Genomic DNA, 15712 nt, shown 5'->3' on the forward strand with positions numbered 1-15712 from the left:
CGGAAATCACCTCCATGTCATAGATGCCCCAAAAATAACCAATTACATCATATACACTAGCCGATTATCAAATCATAAACAACCATCGTCGATTCCATCGGTGTTGTATTTAGTTCCCTTTTTAATTGCTGCACACATTTTTCATACCATTTTAATGCAAGGGAGCGGTTTTGTAATTGATAGTAACTATACATTAACAAGCGATAGCCTTCTTCCCATAATGCATCCTCACGAATCATTCTTTCTGCATAAAAAATAGCTTGCTTATAGTTTTGCTGCCTCGTCGCATTTTGTGCTAACCTTTCCAGTACTTCAATATACAAAGATTGAAGTTTTTCTCGATCCTGTATAAGCCAATCTAACTGCTTTTTTTCAGCATAAAGTGTATCCGTATAGCTTGTTTCAGCTAGATACAACCATTCGTTTGACAATTGTGGATCGAACTCCTCCATCCCTAATTCATAAAAATAGAGAAAGCGCTCGACATCAATTTGTAGAAATTGAGTATGCTGCAATTGATACATATTATTTTTACGCTGAATGAAAAAGCTATCTTGACGCGCATTTCTATTAGGCTCAAGAACCTTTAATAACGTATTCAAAACAACTTTAAAATCTCGATCGAGTGAATCAACATTTCGCTCTGGCCATAACGCCTGTGCAATCTCTTCCTTTGGCGTAAAACGATTGCGATGACAATATAAATAGACAAAAAGCTCCTTCGATTTATCGCGCTGCCATTCTTTATCCTCAAGCTTTCGATGATTTCTTGTTAAATTTAAACTTCCTAAAAAATTCACCTGCATTTCCTCATCAGGATAGATGATATTGTTCTCAACCTGAAAATAGCTACGCATCGTTAAAATAGCGGCATTTTCCCCTTCGGACTTTCTACTAAATTGTAAAAGCTCATAAAAGATCATCCCATTCGCTGGACCGAGAATGGTTTTTCTTTGTAAAAAGTAGTCATAGCCATTTGCGATGCATAACTGGGCAAACTGCTGAAAATAATGATTGAATGGTTGCGGTTTATTTTCTTTGAAAGCAATGACAGATTGAAAGAATAGTACATGCATTACACCATTTTGATCACCACAATTGTGAAATAATCGCTGTGCCTTCATTAATAATTGTCCGGCTCGTTCATATTCATGTTGAGAAAGAATGATTTTCACTTCAGCAATTAATATTAGAGCGGTCATCCACGCGTCTTGTACTTGCTCTGTTTCCTGTAAGCCGAGTGCTATATATTTTTTAGCTGAGATAATATCTCCTTGCGCATGTTTGACAATTGCTAGTCCCATGTAAGGTTCGGCTTTTACGCGAGAAATATTAATAGTATTCATTAATGTAAGAGCTTTCTCATAAGCTTGGCAGGCTCCTTGATAATCAGGAAAATCCACTAATAGGTAAGCATGTGCTTTGCGAATATAGCCAACAGCCTCTATAAAAATCGATTTTTCACGTAGTCCCCTACGAATTCCATGTTGAGCGGCATACCATGCATCCTTCCCCAGCCCTAAAAGCGCATAGACAAATGATGCTAGTAGCTCACTCTCTCTATGTGTCGCGACAAGCTGTGGTGGTAATTCCAATCTCTTCGTCAGTAATTCCTTCGCTTCTAATAGCTGTCCTGTTCTTAACAATATTCGAACATCGACATTTGCTCTTTGTAGCACGTCCTCCGTTAAAGCAACCTCATCGGTAAATACTTGTGCGCCTTTCGCCTTCCCTAGATTCACAAGATTTTCTGCATACTGACGTTGTAATTCGAGAAGTTCCTCTTTGTTTAACGGCGTATGATTCGCTAACTCTAAAGCCTTCTTTAAATGTGGCTCTGCCAATGCTGGCTGAATTGTATCGAGATAAATATGTGCTAAACCTGCCTGCGCTTTTGTCATAAACAGATAATCGTTTTTACTTTTTGCGATGTTTGCACAATTTTCATACGACTGCTTTGCTTTTTCATAGTAAGCACGATAGCGGTGGCACTCACCTTCAAAATAATACAATTTATAATATTCGGACTTTTCATTAGCTGTAAATCTGTTTATCTTTTCTAATAACCACTCAAATTGCCCAGCACGGACTAGACTTTCAGCATGATTTTGTAATAGCTCTCCACAAAAATCCTGATCATTCGTTTTAAATGCGTGATGAAGAACGGCTTGAATATTGTTTTGCATTACATAATACAATGCTGCTTGTTTATGCAATGTAATATACTGTGAAGCATTTTGTTGTGGCCACTTTGCCTCTAAAAATCGACTAAACAAGGCATGAAAACGATACAAACCATCCTTCGTGATAGGTTGAATAAATAAATGTCGCTGGACAAACAGTTTTAACACTTGTGCAATTTCCGTACTATAAAATTGCGATATTAACTCCTCTGAGAAAGTGGGGAAAATCGCCAGCTTTAATAATACCTCTTGCTCAAATGCAGACATCTTAAGATAAACTTCCTCCGATAAATAGGTGAAAAGATCATTTGTAGAAATATTTAGCCAATGAGCTAATGTCTCATCGTTCCATTGCTCGGCTAATAAAGAAATACTAATTGCCCAGCCCTCTGTAATTTCCACAACCTTCGCTATTTCAACCTCTGTTAAATGTACCTCTGCATAATCCTCGAAAAAAACAGCGATCTCCTCTGAGGAAAATGCTAATTCTTTTTCTGCAATTACAAGTAATTTCTTTTGTAGTTTTAATCTCCTCGTAATATCCCAATTCGGCATCGTTCTAGAGGCAATGATAAAGTGAACATTCGGTGGTGAAAACTCAATTATTTTTTCCAACACATAATTTATATGAAATTCATGGTCAACGAGATGGTAGTCATCGATGACAATTAATATTGCTTCTTCGATTTCACATAAACTATTGACAAACAGCTTAAACCAACGATTAAGTTCTTCAATTTTTGGAAAACGGGATAATTGATTCCAAGCATCGAATTCTTGGCCGAAGCCCGGAACAATTCGTGTGATACTAAAAAATAAATGCCTTAAAAACGGCAATATATTATCATCTTCCTCCGACACACTATACCAGGAAAATTTGCTTGATTGTGCATGTAGAAATTGTGTAAGGATTGTTGTTTTGCCATACCCAGCACCACTATGAATAAGCGTGCAACTATGGTCTAGACTCTTATTTAATGTTCTCATTAATGTAGCTCTACTAATACAATGATTAGACGGACTCGGTGAAATACATTTTGATTGAATAATAATGTCTGTCGTCATTTAGTGATAACCTCCCCATTCAACTGGTTATGTAAGGTTACAAGTCTTCAGAGTTAAAATCTTTTATGAGTTCATCATAATATCGCGGGGCTGATCTTATGAAATCTTTACATTTATATATCAAATAAAAGCGAAAACTCACGTATCGCAATTGTTGCTGAGACAAACCACGGGTGGAGTTTTCGCTTGGTACTTCAAGTTTATCAAATTGATTTTACCGTTACCAACTTTTTTCAAGTTTCCTTACTATCCGATGAATAATCAAAATTATTTATCGTATCTCTTAAACTCAGGAGTTTCCATTAATCTTTGGAAAAAGATATCTTTAGCTTCCCTATAGGCATCCATTGATTTAGCTTCGTACTCTTTCTTCAATTTATCATATGCATCGCGATATTCATTATTTGCCAATAAAACGTCTCTAAATTTCCAAAAGAAATCAAACTCAGAATCAATTACAGTTAATTGAACCCCTAAAGGAGGATTAGTTGTATCATCTTTAAATGCCCTAAATGTAGCTGTTTTAACACTTTCATCATTTCTTTCATATAAATTTGATAGTAGTTCTATGGCATTCGAAAATTGTTCAGCATTAACACGTACTTGGATATCTAAATCACCTTTAGTAATGCTATTAGGAATTGCTGAACTACCAACATGTTGAATATCAGCCTCTGGTAGCAATTCTTGTATTTTATTTGCGTGAATCAAAAATGATTTCTCAGCATTTTTATGAAATAGTTCACTATTAAAAAAATTCACTTTTTCTATTTGAAACTCCCCCAATCTATCCTTTTTTACAAAGCAGCAACGTTACAATGTAAAACTACTTAAGTAGATTTTAATAACCTAATTTTATTATAAGCACAAAAAGTATTTATTTTACAATAAATACAATTAATAAAGTCCAATGATTTTATTTCGATATGCTCCCTTTACGGAAAGTTAGCATTTGTGTAGTCGTTAATTTCGTCATCCCCAGCTTTTGATGGTGCTTTCATTTATAGTTTAGCTATATAGTGATTTAACAAAATGAATTGCTAAATTCGAAAAACCCGATTATCAACTAAATGATAATCGGGTAGTTTAATAGGTTAAAATTATAAAAGTTCCTTACGTAATTCAGCAGCTGATTTTGGTGATAACAGACCGAATGGGATATCGAATACTGTTTTAGCACCTTTGTCTCCAGCTTGGTTTAGACGATGTGCTGCACGAGCAAATGCTACTAAAACACTAGATGTGAAGTTTGGATTACTTTCAAGTTTTAATGAGAATTCAAGAATTTGTTTTTCGTTAGCTCCGCTTTCTCCACTACGAATAACGAATCCACCGTGTGGCATGCCTGTGTGGTTTGCTTTAAATTCCTCTTCAGAAATAAAGTTTACAATTGTGTCATACTCATCAAAATAGTTCGGCATCGTCACGATTTCTTGCTCAACTTTCGCCCCATCTGCACCTTCTTCAAGAACTACCCAACATTCACGTGCATGCTTTTCACGCGTTGTCAGCTCAGGATTTTCACCGTTACGAACACGGTCTACTGCCTCTTGAATTGGTAATGTGTATTGTACCGCATTTTTAACACCTTCAATACGACGCACAGCATCTGAGTGACCTTGACTTAAACCGTCTCCCCAAAAAGTATAAGTTGTGCCTACTGGTAGAACTGTCTCCCCTAGTATACGATTTAATGAGAATAAACCTGGATCCCAGCCAACTGAAATGACGGATACTTTACCAGACTCTTGTGCCGCTGCATCTACAGCCTCGAAAAACTCAGGAATTTTCGCATGAGTATCAAAGCTATCAATTGTATTAAACCATTGTGCAAAGTGTGGTCCTTGCTCAGGTAAATCTGTTGCTGAGCCACCACATAAAATCATTACATCAATGTCATTTTGGAATTTTTCAGCATCATCTACTAAATATACGTTAGCATTACTCGCAATGTTTACAGTTGATGGATCGCGACGTGTGAATACCGCTACTAACTCCATATCTGGATTTTGTGAAATAGCATACTCTACACCACGTCCTAAATTTCCATAACCTACAATACCTACTCGAATTGCACTCATTAAAAATTCCTCCTCACGATTACGTGACTATGTGAAGTCCTTCACGTTAACTCTACTTACAATAATACGTTGTGTTAGGAAAATTCACAATAGTTTGAGTACGAGTTTTTCTCTTAAAATCATACAAGTTTTCTATGATTTCTATTCGTAAATGGCATGAATACGGTTACATATTTAACTTCTTTCAGCGGATATACAAACATCCGCTGAAAGAAGTTAATGCCTCCGGCGGATGTCACGGAAATCGGAAAGGAGTTCTTTGTGCAAGCACAAAGCCGATTCCGGACGCAATTATGCCGAGGCATAATTGATTAACTAACCTTTAAGTTTTAGTTAAAGCCTTGTAAATGAAGACTTTTTCCACCGCATGTCTTGTACAATAAAACTAACGACAAAGGGGGCATGTTGAATGAAAGGTAATTGTTATTCGCCAAGCACAACATTGGAACAAGGAGAATTACTTACTCGTCCATTCCGAAATGCACAAAAATCTGCTAAAGCTCACATTGAAACTGAGGTAAAGCACAAAAAGATCCCACACCTCACACACCAATGTTTAGGGGTTATACCTTTTGGCGTTACGGAAGAAACCCTAGATATCTCCCTACAAAACCAAAGAGTCAATGAGGCTTACTTTTACCATAGCGGGAAGGAGATAGCACGCTGGTTAGTTAAAAAAAGTGAATACAATAAGTAATAGCACTCCTCACTGTATTTCCTGAGCCAATTCGGAAAGACGCTCTTCATTAATAATGTAATAGCCATTCTTTTTCTTCTCTAAAATTTTTTCTTCGCAAAATTGTGCAAGTACATATAATAAATGTCGATAGGAAACCCCTAAATATTCACAGATTTCAGTATGCTTTTCTTTATAGACTCCTTGATCTGACGAAAATTGAATAAATGCAGCAAGTCGATTTTCAAGTGGAAATGCTTGATTTTGTGTATATTTTGACGTCATTTTGAACGCCTTTTCCCCTAAAAACACACAAAGTTTACGTAAAAATAGTACATCCGTGAGTAATTTTTCTTTACAGGACTGTTTAATCGAAAAACAAATCGTCTCGGTTACTGTCTGAATCCCCTTCGTATATCTTGCCTCATTAAGTAACTCAATTTCCCCCATAAAAAGTGGTGCCTTCAAGTAATCGATAAGCGAGACTTTGCCATTTTTGTGTGTCATGTATAGCTTCGCCTTTCCCTCGATCATGTAGTATAGCGTATTTGGAAATGACCCTTCTTGAAAAATCCATTCACCCTTATCAAACTTACATATTTCTAAAAATGGATCAATTTCAAAAGAAAAAAAATCATCTATTGGATATTTATCGAGATAGTATGAACGTTCCTCAGCTGTCAGTATATGCATTTTTACTCTCTCCTTCGAAAAAATGTGAGATATCTCACATTATTGTATCGATGAACGTGCTATTATTCAACATAGTTAATGGAGGTACGTAATTTTATGAACAATCAACGATGGCTTTCTCAAAATTTCTTTGCATTTTTCTTTACATGGGGTATTTTCTTACCTTACTGGACTGGTTGGCTTGTTGATGCCAAACATCTTACAGTTTCACAGGCTAGCGTCGTAATGGGCTGTGGTCTTTTAGCACGAGCAATCTCAAATTTATTTTTCTTCCCGATGCTTGCAAAATATGTGAATAATAAACGACTCACTAGTATTCTGGCAATAGGTGCCCTACTCACAACTTTACTTTACATACCAAGCACGAGCTTTATCTCGCTTCTTATCGTTACCCTTATATTTAGTGTTTTCTATCCGGCACTGCTTCCTGCCGTTGAAAGTAGTGCGGCAACACTCGTACAGAATGGAAATGTCCACTATGGTAAAAGCCGCTCCTATGGTTCCCTTGGCTTTGTCATTGCAGTATTAATCATTAGCATGCTGACAGGTGCATTTGGCAATGACATTATCTTTTGGAGTATGGTGGTCGGCCTGATCGGTATGCTGTTGATGCAGCAAATGGCTACACCACAAGAGCTACTCATTGTACCGACGAAAGAACAACGTGCAAAATCGTTGTCGATGAAAACATTATGGACTATTAAAGGCTTCCCTATTGTTTTATTAGTCGTTATTCTGTTGCAAGGCGCACACGCTTCTTATTACAGCTACGGCTATATATATTTAGGGGATTTACATGTCGACCCATTCTACATGGGGATGATTATAAACATCGCCGTTATGTGCGAAATCTTATACTTTATGAAGGCTGATACACTATTTAAAAAATGGCGATCATCTTCTTTATTACTTTTAGCAGCAAGTGGGTCATCTTTACGTTGGTTACTTATTTACTTATTCCCGAATGTTTGGGTATTTATCGCTTCTCAAACATTACATGCATTATCTTTTGCTCTTGCGCATTACGCTTTTATCAGCTATTTAACAAAAACATTGCCAAAGGAGCAAATTCCAAATGCACAAGGCATCTACTCTGCATTAGCAATGGGATTAAGTACAGCTATCCTTACATTTTTAGGCGGATATTTATACGAAATTTCTCCTGGACTATCATTTGCAGCAATGCTTATTTGTACGGTTCCAGCAATCGGTATACTGCTTACTACTAGAAATAAATATCAATATTAAAATAAGCAGGTGAGAAAAAATCTCACCTGCTTTTCTATATGCTTACTTTGGATAATATGAAAACCCAGGATATTTCACGACTGGCCACTTTTCCTTCCTTAATACATGTAGAAGTTCAGGACCAATATTTAAATTACTTTGTACTAGCTCAGATGGAGTAAGAGCCATCCATTGATTTAACGAAACATCCTGAAATCTATCACTTTTAAACATTTCAAGGAACCATAACGTCTCCGTACCGGTATTCTCAACGTAGTGACCATTTGCAAACGGCACATATCCAACATCACCTGCACGATAATCAAATGTTCTAGCCACACCATTTGCTGCAAACACTGTCATGCGCCCTTTTCCTTGTAAATAATATTGCCATTCATCATTATTCGGGTGCCAATGCAACTCTCTCATTGCACCGGGCTTAATCTCGACAAGGGCTGCTGCGATATTTTTAGAAATAGGAAAATTAGTGGAGTCTACAATTCTGACACTACCTCCAGGAGTTTTAATAGGCGTTTGAGCAAGCAGACGATGCTTGAAAGTTTGAGGGACTGTACCATATGGCGATTGTACTTTTTGTGTGTCTAGTGATCCTGGAACTTTATCTTGATAAATATAGACCTGTTCTTTCGGGATATGTTGAAAAGCGCTCTTTGGAACACCAAAATTAGAGGACAGCACATCTTTAGGCGTATGAGCAAACCAATCAGAAATTGAAAATGTACTAAGATCTGAGAAATGCCCATCGTCAAATACTAGTAAAAATTCACAGCCATCTTCAAGACCCTGTATGGAATGAGGAATACCTGGTGGGAAATACCATAAGTCCCCCGGTCCTACATCGGCAATAAAATTACGTCCATTTTGATCGACCGCAGTAATGCGTGCATGACCAAAAAGCATATACGACCATTCCGCCTGTTGATGCCAATGCAACTCACGAACCCCGCCAGGTGTCAGACTCATATTAACACCTGCCAATGTCGTAGCAATTGGGAGATCACGAACAGTAATTTCTCGAGACCAACCACCATGCTTTAAAACCATATGCGTATCAGAAAAAGAGAATTTTAAATTTGGTACAAGCCCAGCGTCTGTTTTAGGAGGGACAAGCAAATCAGGATTTTCCAAATCCCTCATAACATCTCTCGGCCCTTTATCCACCCCACCTGCACCATCTTTCCGAATAGGCTGTGGAACATAAGAATAGCCCTCTGGTATGTTCTCCAATGGTTCACCTCTTCATAAATAATCATTATTTAAATATGTATGATTCTTAACTAGAATTATTCTTTTATCAAAAGGTTTTGCGATTCTAGTACATATTTAACCCCGTCCTAGATTAAAGAACGGGGTTACGTACTTGAGCTATAATAGTTTTTTTCAATCAAGAAATTAGGCTTTTTCTTAAAAATGCTAGTAATCATCAATTATAGTCTAACTTTAACCTCTGTGCCGTCCTTAGCTTTGACATCCACTATCACGATTCCCTTATAATTTTTCAGTTCCTTGACGATCGGCTTTAGCGTGTTTTTATCTATTAATGGAAAAGTAAAGTCTATTTTTTTTCTTTCGAAAGGCTCTTTTGTCCATTTGTTTAAATTTCGTTGCAAAAGTTTCGAGGACAAAATTGAAATAACAATGTTTAACATAGCATATGGCATTGGGATATTAAGCCGAAAGCCTTTTGTTTTCACTTTTACATGCATCATAAGCAAATCACTACTCAATGATGACCGAAACGGTATCCCCGTTTGCCGATTTAATATCAACAATTTGGCCATCTAATTCGTTTTCAATTGCTTCAATAATAAGGTTTATATCAATATCTTTAACGTATTTTTCCGCTTGAGGAACACTCGCTGCGATACTGTGTCCAGCCAGTAATACTACCTTGACAAGTTTTATAGGTAAATTAACCATGACGTTATCATTTTCGGCTGATACAACACGGACTTTTAAAGTTTTATCTAAATATTTAGTCGGCTTATCATTACTTGTTTCTTCTTTTTCCTTTAATACTTGAATCAGTTCTGATCCTTGTTCTGCATCAATCTTTCCTTCTTGAACCATTGTTAATACTCTTGCAATTTCCTCTTTCATGATAAATTCCTCCCTATTCTTCTTTTAAAAGCTTAATAGCTTCTTCTGGTGTAATCTCGCCATTTTCCAGCATAGTGACAACTTTTTTCTCGTCTACTTCATTTTTCTTCTTTTGCTCATATCCAAGAGATGAGATAATGTCTGTTAGCTTGCCTCGAACCGTTGGATACGAAATCCCCAGTTCCTTTTCCACTTCTTTGATATTCCCTCTGCAAGTTAAAAATACTTCTACAAAATGAAGCTGATCCTTTGATAAAGATGCCAACTTAGATAATTCAAACTCATTTTCAATCGTTGTGTGACAATGAGAGCACTGCAACTTAGTAATTTTCAATGTTTTACTGCAAACAGGACAATTTGTGATAACTTGATAAGCCATAGTGAAATCCCTTCCTTCTAGTTGATTTGATTATACAACAAGGAATTAAAAATGCAAGTGATTAAAATTAAACTTTTTAATCAAAAAAATAAATATTATTAATTCTTTGTTTAAAATCATTAATTCTTCATTTTCACTTTTAATGTGAATTAACTTATGACTATATATTTTAACCCCGTCCAGCATTAGGCCAACAAATGGCTTTTGTGTAAAGAGAAGCGGCCGCGGCGGATGTTTAGACGCCAGCAAATATTCCAACATTTGATTGTTCACCTCAATAATGTTTTTCGACAATAAAAAAAGAACACAATAAGATGTGTTCTTAAAGTACATTATTTATTATGAAATGCAGATTATTTAATGCCTCCATCAAAAGGCCAAAATAAAATATTTATACCATTCTTTGTACCGATATAAAGATAAGCTTCTTTGTTAATGCCGTCTCCATCTATTACTACATAATATTGACCAGCTTTGTAAGCATATACATAGCTATTACCATTTATCTTTTCTGCTACAGGCTTACCGAAATATTTCTGTAGTTTTTCAGTTAGCTCTTTTTTCGAGCCCGTTATCATTGTATTTTTGCCGATAGCATTAACTGCTTCCGTTCCTTCAAGCTTATTTTTAGGAGGGAAAGCGTATGATGCCTTAAGTGTCATATAGAAAGGAATATCGCCATACTCAAGCGTACCTTTATTATTGGCTTTTAAAGATTTATAGTTCATGCCTATATTCCCTGGCACCCATTTTAATTGCCCCTTCTTCGCTAGGTTGGCAAATTCCTGATCGATATAATCTATCTCTATCATCTCTCCATCTTTAGTAAGTTGATAGTATTTTGTATCGAATAAGCCAGTAAATCTATCGCCCATAGCTACGTAGTCTTCATTATACCTCTCAATACCTATTTCAATAATACTAGGCGAAAGGAATTCGGCGTTGATACCTACACCATTATCAATCTCTTTCTCTAAGAAAATTTCTCCATTTGGGCGAACGCCCACTAATTCAAGACTGTCACCACCACGCCCAGAATCTTTATAATACATAAATGTATCTTTATTTCCAGTGACAGTGAACTGCATTTCTCCTTCCATAAATGGGCCACCGAAAGAATATACTTCATTCTTTCCTTTTAAGATTACTGGAACGCATAAGTTTTTTTTCACTCCAATTGTCAATCCGTTAGACAGTTCATATGGGAAATTTTTGTTCTTACAAAATTCTGGATTTGATACTCTATGTATTTTAGAGACTTTTTCATTAGTCGCATCGGTGGACAGACTATTGAATGTGACAGTAGCCACTAGAAAAAAAATAAGTAAAAAAATAATTTTAGTTAGATTCCTCAAAGCGTTTCTCCTTATTTTATATTTAGTCTTGCAAGACTATTTTAGTACACAAGTATGGTAAATTCTACATTAAATACATATATTTTCTTATTTTTATATATCGTCGACATAATTTGCTGAAACAAATCAAACATACCGATACTTAAAAGAAATCACCCATTGTATGTAATCATGTATACAATGGGTGATTTTCTTTAAGTTTATACATCTCTACTTTTTTGTAATCTCAAATAGGATATTTAATCCTTTTTCCAACTCTTCCTCTGTCGCATAAGCATATGATAATCGAATATGTTGAGCATCTTGCGGATCGTAAATATAACCGGGATTAATGAGTACTTCGCGCTGCAATAGCTTGGTAAACAACTCTTTATCAACAATGGGCTCATGAAACTTTAGCCAAATATAAAAGCCACCTTTTGGCTTATTCCACTCTGCAATATCATAAAATTTTTCTTGTAAAATAGTCTCTACATAATCTGCTCTTTGCTGTAATTTTTGGCGTAAGTCGACGATATGCTTTTCATACTTTCCGGACTGTAGCCAATGCAGCACAATTTCCTGCGAGATGGCGCTTGAACCGTAATCCGTTTGCATTTTTATATCCGCTAACCGCTCTATAACAGTTGTTGGACCAATTAACCAACCAATTCTAAGTCCAGGGCTTAATGTTTTCGAAACACTTCCAATGTAAAGGACTTGCCCGTTATCATCCATTGATTTAATTGGGGGCGTTGCCGCTTCAAAGAGCAATTCGTGATAGACGTCATCCTCAATAATAGGAATTCGAGATTGTTGACATGCTTCATAAAGCTGCTTTTTTTCATGCGTAGTCCACACCCCTCCAGTCGGATTGTTTAATGTAGGAACAGCATAAAATACAGCCTGCCTTTTTCTTTTTCGTTGAGCTAAAGTTTGTACAAGCTGTTCATCTCGATGGATAGCCAACATTTGCATACCTACAGACTGGAATGGATGCACTGAATTTAAATAAGATGTTTGTTCTTGAAATACGATAGACCCCTGTTCTAGTAGTCCAACTGCAATGAGCTGTAAAGCCTGTAGTGCACCGGAGACAATGCACACATTTCTGGGGTTTGCATGAATGCCCCTTTTTATCACGTATTCGCAAATCGCTTCTCGAAGTTCATCGCTACCTTGTGGTGATGAATAACCTAAAGCTTTCGGTTGCAAAGAGAGCTCTTTCAATGACGCTTCAATTTCAGCTGTCGGTAATAAACTTGGTGCTAGCTCCCCAGTACCTAATCGAATGACATCATCGCGCTGCTCGTATTCATTGATTAATTGAATGGTATGATAATTTGGCTTATGTAAGCTTGTGTCAATAAAGGATTGCCAATTTGGCTGTGATTGTGTAATTAAGGAATGCCAAGAATTATGAGCTACAAATATACCTGAGCCTACTTTCGATTCCAATATTCCTGCTGCTTTTAATTCCTCTAACGCCTGCTGAACAGTACTCCGGTTTACCCCAAACTGTATCGCTAGCTGTCTTTGTGTTGGTAGCTTTGTCCCTGCCACCCAATCGCCCCGTTCGATATGCTCAATAACCCATGTCACAATTTGTTGCTGTAATGTCATTTCACTCCGTCTATTTGGCTGCCAGTTCATTCGTATCACCCCTCGAAATTGGGTGGATAAAAAACCATCCAATTGGTCGTTTTCTTTTAGTTATAACACATCTAGAATAGTTAGTGAAAGGAGGGAATGTTATTGGAAGCATTTCTTCATGGAATGATTTTAGCGTTTGGACTTATTTTGCCTTTAGGCGTACAAAATGTCTTTGTCTTTTCTCAAGGTGCAACACAGCCTCGTTTAGTTCGGGCCTTACCAGCCAGTATAACAGCCGCAATTTGTGATACACTTCTAATCCTACTTGCAGTATTTGGTTTATCATTAATCGTATTGCAATTTGAATGGTTACGGATCGCCTTAATGACTGTTGGTATACTTTTTTTACTTTATATGGGCTATACAATTTGGCGTTCGAATCCAGCAACTGCCGATAACAATGAAGCACTACCTATAAAAAAGCAAATTTTATTCGCACTATCTGTTTCGCTCTTAAATCCACATGCCATTTTAGATACAATAGGTGTTATTGGTACAAGTGCTTTAAAATATAGCGGCACAGAGCAAATATTGTTCACGGCAGCTTGTGTTTTGATTTCTTGGTTATGGTTTTTAGGTCTTATCATTGCCGGAGCATCGTTGAAAAGACTTGATAGCTCTGGGAAGCTTATGAATATTTTCAATAAATGCTCAGCGATTTTTATTTGGGCAACCGCTCTCTATCTTTTTAGTGGAATACTGTAACCTATGCACAAAAACACTCAAGATACTGGTTATTATTAAGATCAAGAGTTAAAGAAATGCAGTTAATTTTTATGGATCCTATATTTAATGTACAACATAATAATATGCAATTTTTAAGCTGAACTAATTTTTGATATTAGTTCAGCTTTTGTTTGTTTTACACTTAATAAAGTTTGCACCACTCTATTAAGCCATCGAAGTTATAGATATATTTTTCGAAATATTTTATTTACAATCACTTGATTTTATAGGATAATGCAATGAATTGGTATAAATTGTTATATTATGAAAGTTAGGTGAAGTTATTTGTTTAATAATTTAGGTATGTCTTTTTTATGGATGTTACTTGCTTATTCAGTCGCAACTTTAGTAGTTTTTATACATATGTTAATCACCAATAAATTTTTTGGTGTTCAAAATGCGAAACAGGCAGGTACAACTTTTTTAAAATCACCCGTTTATGTTAAGTCTAGACCCTATCAGGTTCTTTACAATGTTTTAATATTTCCAATTTTCCTTTGGTTATATAGTAAAGGAATTGATACGGATCATGTAAAAGAATTTATGCTTTATACCGTTATCCAATGGACAACACTTTCAATAATAATTGACTATATTAGTTGGGTTTTAATTCCCCATAAATTTAGGTTAACACATAAAGAATTTTATATTGATTATCAACCTTATATTACTTTAATTTATGTTGCAATTTTTGTTAGTCATTATATAGTTGGATTTTTCATCTCGTAAATTTTGTAGGATTCATAAACCTCTCCCTCTTTACGAGGGTCAAATTCAAGTGAATTAAAAGGTCTATAATCTCAGGTGGGAGCTTGTCACTAGCAAAAATAATTAGTACAACAGTCACACCTAGGAACCGCCTTTTTATCTGGTCCTTAATATCACCTTCACATACATATTTTTCTTATTTCAATATCTTTTCCAGCGACTGCTCTATGTTCAAGAAGAACTTCTATTAAGTGGTAATGTTGCACCAATCAACTCGTCTTCCTGATTAAGATAATCCAAAACACTCTGTATATCCTCCACATTATAACTTTTGACAACTATCATATGCTTTATATGGAGTCCTTTTGGATAAATGTTTGATTGTTGTAAACAGTTTTTTAACCGTTCTGGAGTATAAAGAATACACCATCTCTCACTCCCGTCACTCATTTTCAAACTTACTTCTATCCAATTTGTCTCATTAGGGTCATTTGATACTTCGTCATCAAACGTCCAGCTTATTAAATCTACGAGATCCTCACTATTCACATTAAAGTGGAATAATGAAAACCATCTTAGTCGTCCATTGTCACATTTAATACGAACCATTTCTTTATCCTGTTTCATATCAATCACTTTGTATAATTTACCTCTTGTTAATTCATCAGAGTATACACCTGAGGTACGACAAATCAAATTCTTGTTTTTCATAAAACCTCCAAATTTAGCGAAATTTAAATCTTACAATTAATTTTACTACGATTAACCAACCTACTTCAGTAGTACAATAAGAAAAACATACTAAGATTAGTAGTGCAGACCAAGGCATTGGTTCGTACTACTATTTTTTTATATAGTAGAGGTGA

General features: G+C 35.9%; 16 protein-coding genes. 4 read left to right on the top strand and 12 right to left on the bottom strand.

Annotated elements, in window-relative coordinates:
• Positions 1 to 56: 56 nt before the first annotated feature.
• The 3 genes from AC3WSK_RS24530 to AC3WSK_RS24540 form a co-directional block, all read right to left on the bottom strand.
• Complete coding sequence (locus AC3WSK_RS24530) at positions 57 to 3248, bottom strand: AfsR/SARP family transcriptional regulator (RefSeq protein ID WP_492414849.1); 3192 nt, start codon at positions 3246 to 3248, stop codon at positions 57 to 59.
• Positions 3249 to 3515: 267 nt separating this feature from the next.
• Complete coding sequence (locus tag AC3WSK_RS24535) at positions 3516 to 4034, bottom strand: GrpB family protein (RefSeq protein WP_240518297.1); 519 nt, start codon at positions 4032 to 4034, stop codon at positions 3516 to 3518.
• Positions 4035 to 4348: 314 nt separating this feature from the next.
• On the bottom strand, positions 4349 to 5329 hold the full coding sequence (locus tag AC3WSK_RS24540; RefSeq protein WP_079561947.1) for a diaminopimelate dehydrogenase: 981 nt from the start codon (positions 5327 to 5329) through the stop codon (positions 4349 to 4351).
• A 409-nt stretch (positions 5330 to 5738) separates the two neighbouring features.
• Between AC3WSK_RS24540 and AC3WSK_RS24545 the strand changes: the two genes are divergently transcribed.
• Entirely contained in the window at positions 5739 to 6026 is a 288-nt protein-coding gene (locus AC3WSK_RS24545) for a hypothetical protein (RefSeq protein ID WP_079561948.1), read from the top strand.
• Between the two features lie 9 nt (positions 6027 to 6035).
• Here the strand turns inward: AC3WSK_RS24545 and yeiL are convergent, their stop codons facing one another.
• Entirely contained in the window at positions 6036 to 6698 is a 663-nt protein-coding gene (gene yeiL / locus AC3WSK_RS24550; RefSeq protein ID WP_079561949.1) for a transcriptional regulator YeiL, read from the bottom strand.
• Between the two features lie 96 nt (positions 6699 to 6794).
• Here yeiL and AC3WSK_RS24555 point away from each other — a divergent pair, with 96 nt between their 5' ends.
• Positions 6795 to 7946: an MFS transporter gene (locus AC3WSK_RS24555; protein WP_079561950.1), complete on the top strand. Its 1152-nt coding sequence runs from the start codon at positions 6795 to 6797 to the stop codon at positions 7944 to 7946.
• A gap of 42 nt (positions 7947 to 7988) precedes the next feature.
• Here the strand turns inward: AC3WSK_RS24555 and AC3WSK_RS24560 are convergent, their stop codons facing one another.
• The 7 genes from AC3WSK_RS24560 to AC3WSK_RS24590 form a co-directional block, all read right to left on the bottom strand.
• A complete protein-coding gene (locus AC3WSK_RS24560) occupies positions 7989 to 9173 on the bottom strand; it encodes an oxalate decarboxylase family bicupin (RefSeq protein WP_492414850.1) in 1185 nt (394 codons plus the stop codon).
• Positions 9174 to 9373: 200 nt separating this feature from the next.
• Positions 9374 to 9655: a hypothetical protein gene (locus AC3WSK_RS24565; protein WP_492414851.1), complete on the bottom strand. Its 282-nt coding sequence runs from the start codon at positions 9653 to 9655 to the stop codon at positions 9374 to 9376.
• A 10-nt stretch (positions 9656 to 9665) separates the two neighbouring features.
• The gene (locus AC3WSK_RS24570; RefSeq protein ID WP_079561953.1) at positions 9666 to 10046 is read right to left on the bottom strand and encodes an SHOCT-like domain-containing protein; all 381 of its coding nucleotides are present in this window, start codon (positions 10044 to 10046) and stop codon (positions 9666 to 9668) included.
• Between the two features lie 13 nt (positions 10047 to 10059).
• The gene (locus AC3WSK_RS24575) at positions 10060 to 10425 is read right to left on the bottom strand and encodes a DUF2089 domain-containing protein (RefSeq protein WP_492414852.1); all 366 of its coding nucleotides are present in this window, start codon (positions 10423 to 10425) and stop codon (positions 10060 to 10062) included.
• Between the two features lie 45 nt (positions 10426 to 10470).
• On the bottom strand, positions 10471 to 10686 hold the full coding sequence (locus AC3WSK_RS24580) for a hypothetical protein (protein ID WP_492414853.1): 216 nt from the start codon (positions 10684 to 10686) through the stop codon (positions 10471 to 10473).
• A 92-nt stretch (positions 10687 to 10778) separates the two neighbouring features.
• A complete protein-coding gene (locus tag AC3WSK_RS24585) occupies positions 10779 to 11525 on the bottom strand; it encodes a hypothetical protein (RefSeq protein ID WP_492414854.1) in 747 nt (248 codons plus the stop codon).
• A 465-nt stretch (positions 11526 to 11990) separates the two neighbouring features.
• Positions 11991 to 13412, bottom strand: coding sequence for an aminotransferase-like domain-containing protein (locus tag AC3WSK_RS24590; RefSeq protein WP_427483618.1), 1422 nt, complete (start codon positions 13410 to 13412; stop codon positions 11991 to 11993).
• Positions 13413 to 13514: 102 nt separating this feature from the next.
• Here AC3WSK_RS24590 and AC3WSK_RS24595 point away from each other — a divergent pair, with 102 nt between their 5' ends.
• Together AC3WSK_RS24595 and AC3WSK_RS24600 are read left to right on the top strand one after the other, a co-directional pair.
• A complete protein-coding gene (locus AC3WSK_RS24595; protein ID WP_079561959.1) occupies positions 13515 to 14117 on the top strand; it encodes a LysE/ArgO family amino acid transporter in 603 nt (200 codons plus the stop codon).
• A gap of 306 nt (positions 14118 to 14423) precedes the next feature.
• Positions 14424 to 14867, top strand: a complete 444-nt coding sequence (locus tag AC3WSK_RS24600; protein ID WP_492414855.1) for a hypothetical protein — start codon at positions 14424 to 14426, stop codon at positions 14865 to 14867.
• A 210-nt stretch (positions 14868 to 15077) separates the two neighbouring features.
• Here AC3WSK_RS24600 and AC3WSK_RS24605 read toward each other — a convergent pair whose 3' ends face one another.
• Positions 15078 to 15557: a hypothetical protein gene (locus AC3WSK_RS24605; protein WP_079561960.1), complete on the bottom strand. Its 480-nt coding sequence runs from the start codon at positions 15555 to 15557 to the stop codon at positions 15078 to 15080.
• Positions 15558 to 15712: the final 155 nt, after the last annotated feature.

It is taken from the genome of Lysinibacillus sp. EB271-A1-10B, from assembly GCF_058791335.1.